Source organism: Microbacterium sp. Au-Mic1 (assembly GCF_021341785.1).
Lineage (GTDB): Bacteria > Actinomycetota > Actinomycetes > Actinomycetales > Microbacteriaceae > Microbacterium.
The window spans coordinates 34,455-51,030 of record NZ_JAJTTF010000016.1 but is presented as its reverse complement, the minus strand read 5'-3'; the positions used below and the strand labels follow the sequence as shown (position 1 = coordinate 51,030).

Below are 16,576 nucleotides of genomic sequence, written 5' to 3'. Positions count from 1 at the left end.
GTAGGCTGGGGTCGTGACTCAGGAGATCGAGCTCGGCCGAGGCAAGCGCGCGCGTCGCGCATACACGTTCGACGACATCGCGGTGGTGCCCTCGCGGCGCACCCGCAACCCGGAGGACGTCTCCACCGCGTGGACGATCGACGCGTTCCCGTTCGAGATCCCGGTGCTCGGCGCCCCGATGGACTCGGTGATCAGCCCCCGCACGGCGATCATGCTGGGTCAGCTCGGCGGCCTCGGTGTGCTCGACCTCGAGGGCCTGTGGACCCGGTACGAGGATCCGCAGCCGCTGCTCGCCGAGATCGCCGGCCTCGACGAGGCGACGGCGACCTCGCGCATGCAGGAGCTGTACGCCGAGCCGATCAAGCCGGAGCTGATCAAGGCGCGCCTGGCCGAGATCCGCGACGCCGGTGTCACGGTCGCCGGATCCCTCACGCCGCAGCGCACCCAGGAGCTCTACCAGACCGTCGTCGAGGCGGGCGTCGACCTCTTCGTCATCCGCGGTACGACCGTCTCCGCCGAGCACGTGTCGAGCGTCGCCGAGCCGCTCAACCTGAAGAAGTTCATCTACGACCTCGACGTCCCGGTGATCGTCGGCGGCGCCGCCACCTACACCGCGGCTCTGCATCTCATGCGCACGGGCGCGGCGGGCGTGCTCGTCGGCTTCGGCGGGGGAGCGGCCTCGACCACGCGCGCCACGCTGGGCATCCACGCGCCGATGGCGACCGCGGTCTCCGACGTCGCCGCCGCGCGCCGCGACTACCTCGACGAGTCGGGCGGCCGCTACGTGCACGTGATCGCCGACGGCGGCGTCGGCACCTCGGGCGACATCGTCAAGGCTCTCGCGATGGGCGCGGATGCGGTCATGCTCGGTGTCGCGCTCGCGCGTGCCACCGACGCCCCGGGCCAGGGCTTCCACTGGGGACCCGAGGCGCACCACCCGAAGCTTCCGCGCGGTCGGCGCGTGGCGGTCGACGGCGTCGCGACGCTCGAGGAGATCCTCTACGGCCCGGCCCCGGTGGCCGACGGCACCGCCAACCTCATCGGCGCACTGCGCAAGTCCATGGCGACCACGGGATACTCCGACCTCAAGGAATTCCAGCGCGTCGAGGTCGTGCTCTCGCCGTACGAGTCCTGAACGTCCGCCGTTCTTGAACCGCCCCGTGTCGTCTTCGCAGCACCCCGCCGTTCCGGCTCAGGAGTTTCCGCCGACCCTGCGCGAGGTCATGCTGCGTGGCCGCTGGATCGGCATGCTGCTGCTGTGCCTCGTGGTGGCCGGCGTGTTCGCCTGGCTCGGCCAGTGGCAGCTCGGCCGCGCCATCGACACCAACCCGCCGCCGCCCGGGGCGACCGAGAAGGTGCTGCCGATCGACCAGGTCGTGAAGCCGGGCGCCTATCTGGACGCGCCGCTGGTCGGCCAGCGGACCCGGACCAGCGGATCCTGGATCCCGGGTGACTTCCTCATCGTCTCGTCGCGTTTCAACGACGGCGTCGAGGGCTACTGGGTGACCGGGCAGCTGCGCATCGCCGGCACCGCGAAGCCTACCTCCCTCGCCGTCGCGATCGGCTGGGCGCCTGACGAGAAAGCCGCCCAGGCCGCGGTGCAGAGGCTGGAGAAGACCGCAGACGGATCCGTTCTCACCGCCACCGGTCGCCTCATCTCCGACGAGGGGCCCGTCGCGCCCCCGCAGGATCAGCCTGCCCGCATGGACCGCATGTCGCCGGCGGCGCTGCTCGGCTTCTGGCATGACACCGCGGAGTTGAACGTGTACCGGCCGTACCTCGCCTCCGGCACCCCGCTCGGCGGTCTCGACACGATCTCCTCGCCGGCGCCGGAGGAGCACTCCTCGGTCAACTGGCTGAACATCTTCTACGCCGTGGAGTGGGCGATCTTCGCCGGCTTCGCGTTCTACCTCTGGTACCGCCTCGCGAAGGACGCCTGGGAGCGAGAGGTCGAGGACTTCGACGAGCGGCGCGGCACCGCCGACTGAGTCGCCCCCGCTCGTCTGCGCGCGCCGGAGTGCGCGTCTGAGCGCGGGAGGTTACGCCGATGCGCGTTCGCGCGGGCCGAGGGACGCGACCCCAGTGCTCCGTTGGTGACGAGCCGATGAACAGCTTTCAGCCAGTGCATATCTTCCTTGAAGAGGGTCCATAGGCTCGCCTATCGTCGGTGAGGTGTGCGGCTGCCCGAATGCGCCGCGCACCGACGGTCCCGACCGGGAGCCGTCGCATCCGTTCCGTGGAGGCAGCGCTGATGAAGTCCGTCCCCGATGATGGGAACCGCATGGTCCCCTCGTCGTTCCGCAGAAGAGGGGCGCGACTCGGCGCCCTCGCCGCGACCACCGTCGCCGCGCTGAGCTTCGGCTGCCTGGCAGCCGTCCCGGCGTTCGCCGACACGACCGGCACCGGTGTCGTGATCAACGAGGCCTACCTCTCCGGCGGCAGCGCCGGCGCGGCCTACACGAACAAGTTCGTGGAGCTCTACAACCCGACGCACACGGCCGTCACGCTCGACGGGCTGTCCCTGCAGTACCGCTCGGCGGCCGGAACCGGGAACTCGAACGGTACCGTCGCGCTCTCCGGTACGATCGCGGCCGGCAGCTACTACCTCATCCAGGGCAGCAGCAACGGATCGAACGGCGCGGCCCTGCCCACGCCCGACGCGACCAGCACCCTGAACCCGAGCGGCGCTTCCGGCACGATCGCCCTGGTCAAGGGCGCAACGGCGATCAGCCTCCCGACCGGATCCGTCGCCGGTAACGCCGACGTGATCGACCTGCTCGGCTACGGCGCGTCCAACACCTTCGAAGGTGCGGCGGCCACGGCCCCCGCAGGCAACACCGACGTCAAGTCCCTCAACCGGACGAACGGGGCCGACTCGGATTCGAACAGCGCCGACTTCACGCTGTCCGCCACGCTCACCCCGAAGAACACGTCCGCGGCGGCCGAGTTCCCGACCGACCCCGGCACGGGCCCCGAGCCGACCCCCACCCCGACGCCGACCGATACCCAGGCCCCGGGCGAGACCAAGACCATCGCCGAGGTCCAGGGCACGACCGACACCTCGCCGTTCGTCGACCAGACCGTCACGGTGCAGGGCATCGTGACGGGCGACTACCGCACCGGCGGGTACAAGGGCATCAGCATCCAGACCGAAGGCACGGGCGGCGACGTCAAGACCGACGGCGCCTCGGACGGCATCTTCGTCTACCTCAACGCGCTGGCCCCGTCCATCGCCCGCGGCGACCTCGTCACCGTGACCGGCAAGGTCTCCGAGTACTTCGGCCAGACCCAGATCAACCCGGCCGCGGTCGGAGACGTCTCCGTCGTTAAGGCCGGCGTCGGCGTGCCGCAGCCGGTCGCGCTGCCCGACAGCGTGCGCGGCGCCGACCGTGAGGCGTACGAGAACATGCTCGTCGCGCCCACCGGCACCTACAAGCTCGCCTCCAGCCACCAGCTCTACAACTACGGCGCGCTGTGGCTCAACGCGGGTGACAAGCTCAACGTCAAGGCCACCGAGCTCGCTCGCCCCGGCGCCGACGCCGACGCGATCACCGCCGCGAACCGAGCGAACCGGATCCTGCTCGACGACGGCTGGTCCTCGCAGATCGGCAAGGGCGGCCACACCGGCGGCCAGCCGTACTTCACCAAGGACACGGTCGTTCGCAACGGCGACACCGTGAACTTCCCCGCCGAGGGCGAGATCCTGCAGTACGGCTTCGACGACTGGCGCCTGCAGCCGGTGGTGCCGATCTCCGGCACCAGCGATGCGTCGCACAAGCCGACCTTCGGCAGCGAGAACCCGCGCCCGGCCGCACCTCCGGCCGTCGGGGGAGACGTGAAGGTGGCGTCGTTCAACGTCTACAACTTCTTCACGACGCTCTCGAGCCAGGACGCGAACGCCCGCGGCGCCAAGACCGACGCGCAGTTCCAGATCCAGCGCTCCAAGATCGTTTCGGCGATCAACGGGCTGGGCGCCGACGTCGTCGGTCTCATGGAGGTCGAGAACGGACCGAAGTTCGGTCTCGCCCTCGACGCGCCGCTCAAGAACCTCGTGCAGGGGCTCAACGACGCGGCCGGATCCGAGGTGTGGGATTACGTCCGCACGCCCGCGGCGCTGAACGACCCGTCGATCACCGACGCGATCACGACCGCGATCATCTACAAGAAGGCGTCCGTCACGCTCAAGGGCGACGCGTCGACCATCGTCGACGAGACCGTCTTCGGCAACGCCCGCGAGCCGATCGCGCAGACGTTCCAGACCGCTCAGGGCCGCATCCTCTCCGTTGTCACGACGCACCTGAAGTCGAAGTCCCCGCCGCAGAACGCGGGCCCCGAGCCGGCCGACGGGCAGGGCTTCTTCAACGCCGACCGCGTCGCCCAGGCCAAGGCCGAGCTCGCGTTCGCGCAGAAGGTGCAGAAGGACTCGGGCAGCGATGACGTCTTCCTCGTCGGCGACTTCAATGCCTACGGCAAGGAGGACCCGATCGACGTCTTCACCCAGGCAGGGTGGACCGATGTCGAGCCGACGCACGCCGCGGGCCAGTACACCTACTCCTTCGACGGCGAGCTCGGATCCCTGGACCACGTGATCGCGTCGCCCTCCGCGGCGAAGGCCATCACCGGCGCCGGAGTGTGGAACATCAACTCGCCCGAGTGGAGCGACCGCGGCTACGCGTTCGCGGCCACCGAGGCGGGCACTCCGTACCGCTCCAGCGACCACGACCCGATCCTCGTCGGCGTCAAGGGCGCGGCGGATCCGATCGACATCAACGTCGCGACGATCAACGACTTCCACGGTCGCATCGAGGCCGACGGCGCCGCCGCCGGAGCCGCGGTGCTGGCCGGAGCGGTCGAGCAGATCCGGGCCCAGAACCCGAACACGATCTTCGCGGCCGCGGGCGACCTCATCGGCGCCTCCACGTTCACATCCTTCATCCAGCAGGACAACCCGACGATCGACGCGCTCAACGCGGCCGGTCTCGATGTGAGCGCGGCAGGCAACCACGAGTTCGACCAGGGTTACGCCGACCTCCGCGACCGTGTGGAGAAGCGCGCCGACTGGACCTACCTCAGCTCGAACGTGTTCCTGACCGCCACCGGCGAGCCCGCGCTCACCCCGGCCTGGGTCAAGGACATCAAGGGCGTCAAGGTGGGCTTCATCGGAGCCGTCACCGAGGACCTGCCGACCCTCGTCTCGCCGGACGGGATGAAGGGCCTCGAGGTCCGCAGCATCCCCGAGTCGGTGAACAAGGTCGCGAAGCAACTGCGCGACGGCGACGCCTCCAACGGCGAGGCCGACGTGATCATCCTGCTCGTGCACGAGGGGGCGACCACGACCGACGTGGCCAGCATCACCCCCGAGTCGCGTCTGGGCGAGATCGTGAACGGCGTCTCGAAGGACGTCAACGCGATCGTCTCTGCGCACACGCACCTCGCGTACAACCACGTGATCGACGGGCGTCCGGTGGTCTCGGCCGGGCAGTACGGCGAAAACCTGGGCCTGATGGACATCAAGGTCGACCCGACGAGCAAGAAGCTCCTCTCGATCACCAACGAGATCAAGCCGCTCACGGTGGGCGGCAAGCCCGCCTTCCCGGCCGACCCGAAGGTGCAGGCGATCGTCGACGCCGCCAAGGCGAAGGCCGCGGAGCTGGGTTCGGTCAAGCTCGGCGACATCACCGCCGACTTCAACCGGGCCCGTCAGAGCGACGGCAAGACGGAGAATCGCGGCGGCGAGTCCACCTTGGGCAACTTCGTCGCCGACGTGCAGAAGTGGTCGACCGGCGCGGACTTCGCGGTCATGAACCCGGGCGGTCTGCGTGCCAACCTCACCTACGCGTCGAGCGGCGCGGGGGACGCGGACGGCAGCGTCAGCTACAAGGAGGCTGCGACCGTGCAGCCCTTCGCCAATACGCTCATGACGGTGAAGCTCACCGGAGCGCAGGTGAAGCAGGTGCTCGAGCAGCAGTGGCAGCCCGCCGGTTCGGCGCGTCCGTTCCTCAAGCTGGGCGTCTCCAAGGAGCTGACCTACACGTACGACCCGGCCGCCGCGGCGGGTTCGCACATCACGCGCATCCTGGTGAACGGCGCTCCGATCGATCCGGCCGCGACCTACACCGTGGGCGCGAACGCCTTCCTCGCGGCGGGCGGTGACGCGTTCACCGCGTTCCAGAAGGGCACCGACAAGAAGGACACCGGCAAGGTGGACCTGCAGTCGATGGTCGACTGGTTCGCGGCGAACAAGACAGCATCCCCTGACCTCGCCCAGCGCGCGGTCGGCACGGTGCTCTCCGCTCCCGCCGACGCGGCCGGTTACAAGGCAGGGGAGAGCGTCACGCTGAACCTCAGCTCGCTCGCGTTCACCGCGGGGGAGAAGGCGCCCGGTGACGTCACGGTCTCGCTCGGCGGCAAGGACCTGGCCACCGCGCCGGTGAACCCGGCCATGTCTCTGGACGCCTACGACGAGGCGGGCACGGCCACGCTGACGTTCACGATCCCCGAGGGCGTGACCGGTGCGCAGGCGCTGCACGTCTCGGTCGCCGGCACCGGCACCGCGGTGCAGCTGCCGATCACGGTCGCCGGATCCGACACCGGATCCTTCAACGGCACCGTCTCGGTCGGCGCGGCCAAGGTCCTCGCGGGCGAGAAGCTGACGCTGACCGGCCAGGCCTTCGAGCCCGGCGAGACGCTGACGCTGCAGCTGCGCGAGCAGGGCAAGAAGGGCACGGTCATCGACCTCGGCACCGTCAAGGTCGGCGGTGACGGCTCGTTCTCCGTGTCGCCGGTGGTGCCGCGCTCGACCAAGGGCGGCGACTACCTCGTCGCCGCGACCCAGGCCGACGGCGACGAGGCGACCGCCGCCGTCACCGTGGTGCGCGGGAAGGGCCAGCTCAAGCTCGGCTCCTCCTCGGTCGCCGCGGGCGGCAGCATCACGATCGCGGGCTCGGGTCTCGATGAGAACCAGGCCGTCGCGCTCGAACTGCACTCCACCCCGGTCTCCCTGGGATCTGTGACGACCGACGCGGACGGCGCGTTCTCGGCGACCATCACGATCCCCGCGGGCACCACACCCGGAGAGCACCACGTGGTGGCGATCCTGGCGGACGGCACCCAGATCACCGCGGCGATCACCGTCGCCGCGGCGGGATCCGCGGCCGGCGGCGGTCTCGCGCTGACCGGTGCGGACTCGGGCTCGTTCCTGCTCCTCGCCGCGGTGCTGCTCGCACTCGGCCTGGGCCTGATCGTGGCCCGTCGTCGCCTGCGCGCGGAGTGATCCTCCCGCGCTGACCGCGAAGGCCGTCGGATCCTCGGATCCGGCGGCCTTCGCCGTTCCCGGGGCCTTCGGTCGCACTTCAGGTGCCCGGAAAGCGCGCACAGGTCGGCCGCTTAGAATAGACCCATGCCCGAACCGAAAGCCGCGAGCTTCCCGGCCATCCGCGGGGCGCTGAAGTTCTACCAGATCGCTTCCGTGATCACCGGCGTCATGCTCCTGCTCCTGGTCACGGAGATGGTCCTCAAGTACACCCCGATCCATCTCGAGCTCTTCGCCGGCGGATCCGGCGGCTTCCTCTGGTTCGCCCCGGTCGTCGAGGGCCTGCACGGGGGCCTCGAATCCACCGGCAACGGTCTGAACCTCTCGATGGGGATCCTGGTCGCGCACGGCTGGTTCTACGTCGTGTACCTCTTCGCGTGCTTCCGGGTGTGGAGTCTGATGCGCTGGCCGTTCCTGCGCTTCATCCTGCTCGCCCTCGGCGGCGTCGTGCCGTTCCTCTCCTTCATCATGGAGACCCGCGTCGCCCGCGAGGTGAAGGCGTACCTCGCCACGCGGGAAGCCTCCGCCGACCAGACCTCCTCGACCACTCCCGCCACGGAAGGTGCCCGTTGACCGACAACACTCCCGACACCGAGCAGCGCCCCGCCCTCGTCGTCGACTTCGGTGCGCAGTACGCGCAGCTGATCGCCCGCCGCGTCCGCGAGGCCGGTGTCTACAGCGAGATCGTGCCGCACACGGCGACCGCCGCCGAGATCGCGGCCAAGAACCCGGTCGCCCTGATCCTCTCCGGCGGTCCGTCGTCGGTCTACGAGGAGGGCGCGCCGCAACTGGACCCGGCCGTGTTCGAGCTCGGGGTCCCGACGCTGGGCATCTGCTACGGCTTCCAGTACATGGCGCGCACGCTCGGCGGCGAGGTCGCCAACACGGGCCTGCGCGAGTACGGCGCCACCGACGCGATGATCCCGGTGAACGACTCCACGCTGCTCGGCGGTCAGCCCGCAGAGCAGAACGTGTGGATGAGCCATGGCGACCAGGTCGCCCGCGCCCCCGAGGGCTTCGAGGTTCTCGCCTCGACCGGTTCCACCAAGGTCGCCGCGTTCGCGGACGAGGAGCGCAAGCTCTACGGCGTGCAGTGGCACCCCGAGGTGAAGCACTCCGACCACGGTCAGGAGATCATCGAGAACTTCCTGCACAAGGGGGCGGGCCTGCCCGCCGACTGGAACAGCGACAACGTCATCGCCGAGCAGGTCGAGCGGATCCGCGCCCAGGTCGGCGACGCCCGCGTGATCTCCGCGATGTCGGGCGGCGTCGACTCCGCCGTCTCGACCGCGCTCGTGCACAAGGCGATCGGCGACCAGCTCACCGCGGTCTTCGTGGATCACGGTCTACTGCGCAAGGGCGAGCGCGAGCAGGTCGAGCGCGACTTCGTCGCGGCGACGGGCGTGCGTCTCATCACCGTCGACGCGGCCGACACGTTCCTCGGCCACCTGGCCGGCGTGACGGATCCGGAGACCAAGCGCAAGATCATCGGCCGCGAGTTCATCCGCGCCTTCGAGCAGGTGCAGCGCGACCTCGTCGAAGAGGCCAAGGCCTCGGGGGAGAAGGTCAAGTTCCTCGTGCAGGGGACCCTGTACCCCGATGTCGTCGAGTCCGGCGGCGGTGCCGGCACCGCGAACATCAAGTCGCACCACAACGTCGGAGGCCTTCCCGACGACCTCGACTTCGACCTGATCGAGCCGCTGCGCACCCTGTTCAAGGACGAGGTGCGCGCGATCGGTCGCGAGCTCGGGATCCCCGACGCGATCGTCGGCCGCCAGCCGTTCCCCGGGCCGGGTCTCGGCATCCGCATCATCGGCGAGGTCAACCGCGAGCGTCTCGACATCCTGCGCGAGGCCGACGCGATCGCTCGCGAGGAGCTCACGCTCGCCGGGCTCGACCAGACCATCTGGCAGTGCCCGGTCGTGCTGCTCGCCGACGTGCGCTCCGTGGGCGTGCAGGGTGACGGCCGCACCTACGGCCACCCCGTCGTGCTGCGCCCGGTGTCATCCGAGGACGCGATGACCGCCGACTGGACCCGTCTGCCCTACGACGTGCTGGCGAAGATCTCGAACCGGATCACGAACGAGGTGTCCGAGGTCAACCGGGTCGTGCTCGACGTGACGTCGAAGCCGCCGGCAACCATCGAGTGGGAGTGACGAAGGAGCTCCCGCTCGACGAATGGCACCGGTGGCACTCGGCCGCGCCAGCGGTCGAGTGGGAGTGATCTCCCGATAGTGACGTTCGGGAGGGCGCGGGCTTCGGCTCGCGCCCTTCCACTGTCTTCGGAGACGTACTCGATTCTCGGACTGATTTCCGGATCGGATCCGACGATCCTGGACATCTCCGAAGATGGCGATCGGGATCCGGGTCTCAGCCGAGGTGCTTGAGCGCCTCGCGGCGGCTCAGGGGCGAGAGGCCGGGGTGCGCGTCGATGAATTCGCGCACCCAGTCGGGATCGTGACGTGCGACTTCCCGCAGTGCCCAGCCGATCGCCTTGCGGATGAAGAACTCCGGATCTGCGATGTTCGGCTCGATCGCGTCGGTGAGCAGTGCCCGATCCACGCGCTGCGCGCGGCCGAGTTGCGCGATGATCGCCGCGCGCCGGATCCAGAGGTCCTCGTCATCCGCCCACACGCGCAGCTCCACGGACAGCTCCTCGGGATGGGCGTCCAGCAGGTCGGCGAGACGGTGCGCGACCTCGTCGACATGGTCCCACCACGCGCCGGAGCGGATCATCTCCTCGTGCACGTCGAGCAGATCCAGCCGTCCACGCAGCGGCTTCAGCGCCATCAGCGCCTGCGCCGCATAGCGCTCCTCACGGTGCTCGGCCGCACGCCACAGGTCGAGGGCCGCCTCGCGCAACTCGTCGACGTCCGTGATCCCGCGCGCGGCCTCGCGAGTGAGCCGGCGCGCTTCGGGCACCCGCACGCCGAGGAACGGCATGGTCGACTTCATGTAGGCCTGCTGGCCCGGTGCGAGAGCGGGATCCGCGGCCGTGCGCAGGGCCTCGCGGATCTCCGTCGCGAGCGCAGAGGAGAACGTCATCTGGGGAGTCTAGAAAAACTTCGGAGAATCTTCGATGAGGTGTCGATCCGGTGTCTTCTCGTTCGACGTCTTGAATGAGAGGGTCGAGACACGACCCCCGATGAGGAGACAGAGATCATGAAGTTCATGCTGATCATGCGCGCGGACGACCAGGGTGTGCGGGCGTACGAGGACATGCCGTTCGAAGAGGTCATCGCGGCGATGGGGCGGTACAACGAGTCGATGATCAAGGCGGGTGTGCTGCTCGCCGGCGAGGGGCTCACGGACGCCGCGGAGGGTTTCGTCGTCGACTTCTCGGCCGAGGCGCCCCTGGTGACGGACGGCCCCTACGGCGAGACGAAGGAGCTGTTCAACGGCTTCTGGATCATCGAGGTGTCCACGCGCGAGGAAGCGGCGGAGTGGGCCAAGCGTGCTCCGCTCAGCCCCGGTGCGTACCTCGAGGTCCGCCGCGTCACCGAGTTGGAGGACTTCCCGGCCGACAACGAGTGGATCCAGAAGGAGGCCGGCTGGCGCGAGGAGGCGGCCGCCCGCGCGGCCGAGTGAGGCCGATGCCAGGAACCGACTCCCCGGCGACGGCGGGCTCCTCGACGGAGCGCGCCGTCGCGGCGGTGTGGCGCATCGAGTCCGCGCGCATCGTCGCGACCCTGACCCGCTTCACCGGCGACTTCGGCCTCGCGGAGGACCTCGCCCAGGATGCGATGCTGGAGGCGCTCGCTCAGTGGCCCCGGGACGGCGTGCCCGCCAACCCCGCCGCCTGGCTGACGGCTGTCGCCAAGCGCCGCGCGATCGACGGGTGGCGGCGTCGCGAGCGCTACGACGACCGGCTCGCCGTGATCGCGCACGATCTCGAACGGGAGCAGGACTCCGCGCTGGACGCGCCGCCCTGGGATCCGGACGCGATCGACGACGACGTGCTGCGCCTGGTCTTCATCGCCTGTCACCCCGTGCTGGCGCGCGAAGCACGTGTGGCGCTCACGCTGCGCGTGGTCGGCGGCCTCACCACCGAGCAGATCGCCCGGGCGTTCCTGGTGCCGGTCGCCACCGTGCAGCAGCGCATCGTACGTGCCAAGAAGACGCTCGCCGCGGCGAAGGCCCCGTTCGAGGTGCCGTCGCGGGATGAGCTTCCGGCGCGGCTCGGCGCTGTGCTCGGCGTGCTCTACCTGGTCTTCAACGAGGCCCACGCCGCGACGGCGGGGGAGGACCTGCTCCGCCCCGACCTGGGGCGCGAGGCGATCCGGCTGGCCCGCGTGCTCGTCGCGCTCCTGCCCCGCGAGCCCGACGTGCACGCACTGCTCGCGCTCATGGAGCTCACCGCCGCGCGCTTCCCCGCGCGGGTCGACGCGCACGGGGATCCGATCCTCCTCGCGGATCAGGACCGGCGCCTCTGGGATCGCGGAAGGATCGCCCGAGGACGGGCCGCCCTGGCCCGTGCGGACGCCTTCGGCAGGGGGCGCGGCGCGTACGCGCTGCAGGCTGCCATCGCGGAATGCCACGCCGTCGCTCCCTCGGTCGAGGAGACGGACTGGGCCACCATCGTGCTGCTGTACGAGGCGCTCGGACGGATCGCGCCGTCGCCCGTCGTGGAGCTCAACCGCGCCGCCGCCGTCGCGATGGCCACGGGCCCCGCCTCGGCGCTGCGCATCATCGACGCGCTGGCCGCGGACGGCGCGCTGCGCGGCTACCACCTGCTGCCGGCCACCCGCGGCGAGCTGCTGCTGCGGCTCGGGCGCGAGGCGGAGGCGCGGTCGGAGTTCGCGGTCGCCGCCGCCCTCGCGGGCAATGACCGGGAACGCGCCCTGCTCGAGCAGAAGGCGCGCGGCTGACGCCAGGGGGACGTTGCGCGAGGACGCCGAACGGTCGTTGAGCGAGGACGTGCAGCGACCGAGACGAAACGCAGACCGAGACGAAACGCGGCCCCGCGGGAACGACGAAGGCCGCCCTCCGAGGAGAGCGGCCTTCGTGATGGGTTTCGTCTCGCTCCGGCTTCGCCGGTGCTCGCTCAACCTTGAGTCGATCTCGTGTCAACGCTGCTGCGCAGCATTGCCACGAGCCGACTCAATTGTTGCCGCGAGCGATCGCGATCATGCGCAGGATCTCGACGTACAGCCAGACCACGGTGACCATGATGCCGAAGCCGCCGAGCCAGCCGTAGACGCGAGGGGCGCCGTTGCGCACGCCCTGCTGGATCTGGTCGAAGTCCATCACCAGCGAGTACGCGGCGAGGAAAACGACGAGCACGCCGATGATGAGGCCGAGCGGGATGCCGGCGATCTTGGCGCTGTAGAGGCCGAACATCATGTCCTGCGGAAGCACCTTGAAGAGCATGAGGCCGACGTTCAGCAGCGAGAAGACGAGGTAGCCGAGCATCGCGATCATCACGATCTTGGTCATCTTCTTCGAGGCGCGCACCTTGCCGCTCGCGAACAGAGCCAGGGTGACCGCGACGACGGCGACGGTCGCGAGGCTGGCCTGCAGCACGATGCCGGGCCACATCACCTCGAAGAACGCGGAGATGCCACCGACGAACAGACCCTCGAACGCCGCGTAGGCGAAGATCAGCGCGGGGCGGACCTTCTTGCGCGAGGTGAAGCTGACGATCATCGCGAGCACGAAGCCGCCGAGCGCGCCGACGAGCCACGGCCACAGCGCGATCTTGCTCATCGCGGCTGCCTTCACGTACGGGTCGGTGGTGTCGGGCACCGCCGCGCCGCCGAGCGTGAAGAACCAGCCGACCACGGCGAAGACGAGCAGGATGCCGAACAGGCCCGCGGTCTTCCACACGGTGTCCTCGACGGTCATCCGGTCGGTCTCGATCGCGCCCGCGGACGGGGCCGTGTACATCCCCTCCAGGTTCGCATTGACGGCGGCCTGCTGGGCCGCGGCGAACTGGCCGGCGGGCGGCGGCGGGGCGTACTGCCCGTTCTGCGCACCGGCCTGGGGGCCTCCCGGATAGGTCGCGACTGCGCGCGGATCCTTCTCCTTGAACGCCGGGTTGTTGAACACGAAGTTGCTCATGGTCGGCCTCACTCCTCAGAAGTGGTGGTCATCTTCCCTCTACGATAGCGGCGGATCCTGCGAGAGGCACTGCCGTACGCTGAGAGCGTGACCCGACGGATCCCGCTCGACGTCCCCCTGCTCATCGGCCATCGCGGTGCTCCCGGCTATCGCCCCGAGCACACCGCCTCCTCTTACCGCCTCGCATTCGCCATGGGCGCGGACGCGGTCGAGCCCGACGTCGTCGCCACGCGTGACGGCGTGCTGGTGATCCGGCACGAGAACGAGATCTCCGGCACCACCGACGTCGCCGATCATCCGGAGTTCGCGGACCGGCGCACCACGAAGCTCATCGACGGCGTGCCGCTCACGGGCTGGTTCACCGAGGACTTCTCCTGGGCGGAGCTGGCCACGCTGCGCTGCCGGGAGCGGATCCCCGAGCTGCGCCCCGGAGCCGCGGGCTTCGACGACATCGAGCCGATCCTGCGGCTGTCCGATCTGCTGGTGCTCGTCGCCGAGTCCTCGGCCGAGCACGGGCGGGAGTTCGGCGTCGTACTGGAGATCAAGCACGCGACGTACTTCGCCGGGATCGGGCACGATCTGGCGGCGCTGGTCGAGCGCGACCTGAGGCACGCCGGGTGGGCCTCGGGGGAGCATCCCCTCTGGATCGAGTCGTTCGAGCAGGGCGTCCTCGCCGAGCTCCGCGGTCGGGGCGTGCAGGGGACCTACATCTACCTTCTGGAGGCGAGCGGGGCGCCGGCGGATCTCGTCGCCCGTGATGGCGAGGCCGCATCGACGTACGCCGACGCGCTCACGTCGGCGGGTCTCGATCGCCTCGCCCGCGCCGGGGGAGATGGAGCGGTCGACGGTATCAGCGTGGACAAGCGGATCCTGCTCGATCCCCGTGATCCCGCGGCGGGAGCAGCGCTGGTCGCGGAGGCGCACGCGCGCGGACTCGTCGTGTTCACCTGGACGTGCCGCCCCGAGAACGCCTTTCTGGACCGACGATTCCGCACCGGCGTCGGCAGAGCCGCCTTCGGCGACTACCGGGCGGAGTGGGCGCGGATCGCCGCGACCGGACTCGACGGCGTGTTCCTGGATCATCCGGATCTCGGGACCGGGGCATTCCGGGACTGACCGCGTGAGGCACCGGCCGTCGGCACGCCGTCTGGCATGCTGACCCTATGGATGCGCTTTCGGAGGGTGGGATCCACGTCGCCGATCTGGCACGGTCTTTCGGCTCGGTGCAGGCCGTGCGCGGTGCGAGCTTCACCGCGGCGCGCGGGCGCGTCACCGGCCTGGTCGGGCCGAACGGCGCGGGCAAGACCACGCTGCTGCTGATGCTGGCGTCGTTGCTGGCGCCCGATCGCGGCAGCATCCGGATCGGCGGGGTCGATCCCGTCGCGGATCCGACCGGTGCCCGCCGCGTGCTCGGATGGATGCCGGACGCCCTCGGTGCCTGGCCGGCGCTCACGGTGCGCGAGAGCATCGTCACGACGGCGCGTCTGCACGACTTCGACCGGGACCGGGCCGCGACGCGCGCCGAGGAGCTGCTCGAGCTCGTCGGCCTGCGCGATCTCGCGGCGACCCCGGCCAAGGTGCTCTCCCGCGGTCAGAAGCAGAAGCTCGGTCTCGCGCGCGCTCTCGTGCACGATCCGCAGGTGCTGCTGCTCGACGAACCGGCCTCGGGCCTCGACCCCGAGGCGCGCGTGCAGCTGCGCGTGCTGCTGCGCCGGCTCGCCGCGGAAGGACGGGCCGTCCTCATCTCCAGCCACGTGCTGTCGGAGCTCGAGGAGGTCGTCGACGACACGGTCTTCCTCGTCGCAGGCACGGTCGTGGATGCCCCCGCGGTGCAGGCGCGGGCGTGGCGGATCCGCATCCTCTCCTCCGGACCCGTCGATGAGGGCGGAACGACGGGCCTGCCGCCCGCGGGCGCCGATCCGCGCCAGACCACGGCGGCGGCGCTGGGCGTGGCACCCGAGTCGCTCGGCATCGATCGAGGCGATGTGCTCGCCGTCTTCACGGACGACCGGGACGCCGCGGCCGGGCTCGCCCGTCTGGTCGGGCACGGACTCGCCGTGAGCGCGTTCGCGCCGGCGCAGAGCGAACTGGAGCAGGCGTTTCTCTCCCTCGGGGACGCGCCGGACAACGGGGGGAGCACCCGATGAACGCCTCGCGCATCTGGACCATCGCTCGTCTCGAGCTCACGCAAAGACTGCGCAGTCCCGGCTGGTACATCCTGCTCGGCGTGTTCGCGCTCGTCCTGCTCATCGTCACGGTGCTCGCGCTCATGGCGTTCTCGTTCACTCCGACCGCCGGATCCGGCGCCTATTCCGTGATCGTCCTGCTGGTGCTGCTGCTCGTGATGCTGATCTCGCCGACGCTCAGCGGATCGTCCATCAACGGGGACCGAGACGCGGCGACACTGGCGAGCCTGCAGATCACGCTCGCCAGCACCGGCGACATCATGGTGGGGAAGCTGCTGGCGGCGATCATCACCGGCTCGGCGTTCCTGGTCGTCGCCGTCCCGTTCCTCGTGGTCTCCATGCTGGTGGGGAGCGTGCGCCCCGACGTCCTGCTGGTCTCGCTGCTCGTGCTCGCGGCCGAGATCGTGATCGTCGCGGCGATCGGCGTCGGCTGGAGCGGCCTGGTCGCACGGCCGCTGTTCTCCGTCGCGAACACCTATCTCGTGGTCGCCGCGCTGTGCGTCGGCACTCTGCTGGCCTTCGGGCTGGCGGGATCCGTGATCCGCACCGATGTCGAGGTGCGCAGCCGCGTCTGGGATTCGCAGGACGGGCCGGACTGCAACCGCTGGGAGACCCACACGATGCAGCAGCCGCGCTTCGACTACGTGTGGGGGTTCCTCGCGGCGAACCCGTTCGTGGTGCTCGCCGACGCCACACCGACGACCTATTCGGCATACGGCTCCCCGGACGACGTGTTCGGCGGGATCAAGCTCTCGGTGCGCTCCGCGCAGCTTCCTCCGCAGACGCTGAACACCTACGACCCCTGCCTGGAGAGCCCCGACAGCGGGCGCCCGACGGCCAAGGAGATCATCGGATCCACCACGCCGAGCTGGTTCGTCGGACTCGCGATCCAGATCGTGATCGCCGCCGGTCTCTTCGCAGGAGCATGGGCGCGCACGCGCACACCGGCGCGGCGGCTGCCGCCCGGAACCCGGATCGCCTGAGCCCCGACCACGCCGCACCGACGTCTGTCCCGAAC

General features: G+C 70.0%; 12 protein-coding genes. 10 read left to right on the top strand and 2 right to left on the bottom strand.

Features of this window, described 5'->3' with window-relative positions; translation table 11 throughout:
- Positions 1 to 13 precede the first annotated feature (13 nt).
- The 5 genes from LXM50_RS17545 to guaA all read left to right on the top strand — a co-directional run bounded on the left by LXM50_RS17545 (position 14) and on the right by guaA (position 9,468).
- On the top strand, positions 14 to 1,135 hold the full coding sequence (locus tag LXM50_RS17545) for a GuaB3 family IMP dehydrogenase-related protein (protein ID WP_233312770.1): 1,122 nt from the start codon (positions 14 to 16) through the stop codon (positions 1,133 to 1,135).
- Between the two features lie 88 nt (positions 1,136 to 1,223).
- A complete protein-coding gene (locus tag LXM50_RS17540) occupies positions 1,224 to 1,988 on the top strand; it encodes an SURF1 family protein (RefSeq protein ID WP_233312813.1) in 765 nt (254 codons plus the stop codon).
- Positions 1,989 to 2,251: 263 nt separating this feature from the next.
- Positions 2,252 to 7,273 (top strand): ExeM/NucH family extracellular endonuclease, encoded by a 5,022-nt coding sequence (locus tag LXM50_RS17535; protein ID WP_233312769.1) that lies wholly within the window; start codon positions 2,252 to 2,254, stop codon positions 7,271 to 7,273.
- Positions 7,274 to 7,399: 126 nt separating this feature from the next.
- Positions 7,400 to 7,885 (top strand): DUF3817 domain-containing protein, encoded by a 486-nt coding sequence (locus tag LXM50_RS17530; protein WP_233312768.1) that lies wholly within the window; start codon positions 7,400 to 7,402, stop codon positions 7,883 to 7,885.
- Positions 7,882 to 9,468, top strand: coding sequence for a glutamine-hydrolyzing GMP synthase (gene guaA, locus LXM50_RS17525; RefSeq protein ID WP_233312767.1), 1,587 nt, complete (start codon positions 7,882 to 7,884; stop codon positions 9,466 to 9,468). The genes LXM50_RS17530 and guaA overlap by 4 nt, the downstream gene beginning before the upstream one ends.
- Positions 9,469 to 9,682: 214 nt before the next feature.
- Here the strand turns inward: guaA and LXM50_RS17520 are convergent, their stop codons facing one another.
- On the bottom strand, positions 9,683 to 10,357 hold the full coding sequence (locus LXM50_RS17520) for a DNA alkylation repair protein (RefSeq protein ID WP_233312766.1): 675 nt from the start codon (positions 10,355 to 10,357) through the stop codon (positions 9,683 to 9,685).
- 117 nt (positions 10,358 to 10,474) lie between these two features.
- Between LXM50_RS17520 and LXM50_RS17515 the strand changes: the two genes are divergently transcribed.
- Positions 10,475 to 10,900 (top strand): YciI family protein, encoded by a 426-nt coding sequence (locus LXM50_RS17515; protein WP_233312765.1) that lies wholly within the window; start codon positions 10,475 to 10,477, stop codon positions 10,898 to 10,900.
- Positions 10,901 to 10,905: 5 nt separating this feature from the next.
- Positions 10,906 to 12,180 carry an RNA polymerase sigma factor gene (locus LXM50_RS17510; protein WP_233312764.1) on the top strand — a complete coding sequence of 425 codons (1,275 nt, stop codon included), beginning with the start codon at positions 10,906 to 10,908 and terminating at the stop codon, positions 12,178 to 12,180.
- 232 nt (positions 12,181 to 12,412) lie between these two features.
- Here the strand turns inward: LXM50_RS17510 and LXM50_RS17505 are convergent, their stop codons facing one another.
- Complete coding sequence (locus LXM50_RS17505; RefSeq protein WP_233312763.1) at positions 12,413 to 13,372, bottom strand: Bax inhibitor-1/YccA family protein; 960 nt, start codon at positions 13,370 to 13,372, stop codon at positions 12,413 to 12,415.
- An 87-nt stretch (positions 13,373 to 13,459) separates the two neighbouring features.
- Between LXM50_RS17505 and LXM50_RS17500 the strand changes: the two genes are divergently transcribed.
- Genes LXM50_RS17500 through LXM50_RS17490 form a run of 3 tightly spaced genes read left to right on the top strand, consistent with a single transcriptional unit; the run spans position 13,460 to position 16,541 of the window.
- Positions 13,460 to 14,488, top strand: a complete 1,029-nt coding sequence (locus LXM50_RS17500; RefSeq protein WP_233312762.1) for a glycerophosphodiester phosphodiesterase family protein — start codon at positions 13,460 to 13,462, stop codon at positions 14,486 to 14,488.
- A gap of 47 nt (positions 14,489 to 14,535) precedes the next feature.
- Positions 14,536 to 15,519 (top strand): ABC transporter ATP-binding protein, encoded by a 984-nt coding sequence (locus LXM50_RS17495; protein WP_233312761.1) that lies wholly within the window; start codon positions 14,536 to 14,538, stop codon positions 15,517 to 15,519.
- Positions 15,516 to 16,541, top strand: a complete 1,026-nt coding sequence (locus LXM50_RS17490) for an ABC transporter permease (protein ID WP_233312760.1) — start codon at positions 15,516 to 15,518, stop codon at positions 16,539 to 16,541. Before LXM50_RS17495 ends, LXM50_RS17490 begins: the two co-directional genes overlap by 4 nt.
- Positions 16,542 to 16,576: the final 35 nt, after the last annotated feature.